The sequence below is a fragment of the Streptomyces megasporus genome (assembly GCF_000718985.1).
GTDB classification, from domain to species: domain Bacteria; phylum Actinomycetota; class Actinomycetes; order Streptomycetales; family Streptomycetaceae; genus Streptomyces; species Streptomyces megasporus.
Genome location: NZ_JODL01000159.1, coordinates 1 through 321 on the forward strand (window position 1 = coordinate 1; position 321 = coordinate 321).

Below are 321 nucleotides of genomic sequence, written 5' to 3' on the forward strand. Positions count from 1 at the left end.
GTCTCAGGCCACGCCGTCCGGGGCTCGCGGGAGGTTCCGGAGGCACCCCGTTCATGATCGGAAAATCGACGGTTTAACATATGAGCGCCGCCTAGCTCGAAAGATGGATCTGTGACTGTCAACGACGACTCGTTCACCAACTGGAAGAACCGCGAGGAGATCGCGGAGTCGATGATCCCGATCATCGGGAAGCTGCACCGGGAGCGGGACGTGACGATCCTGCTGCACAGCCGCTCCCTGGTGAACAAGTCGGTGGTCAGCATCCTCAAGACCCACCGGTTCGCCCGGCAGATCGCCGGTGCGGAGCTCTCCGTCACCGAG

The 321-nt window shown here is 62.3% G+C and carries 1 pseudogene; it reads left to right on the plus strand.

Annotation, left to right across the window (positions count from 1 at the left end):
- Nucleotides 1-111: 111 nt before the first annotated feature.
- A pseudogene (locus tag IF47_RS28465) lies at nt 112-321 on the plus strand (glyceraldehyde-3-phosphate dehydrogenase); the annotation flags it as partial.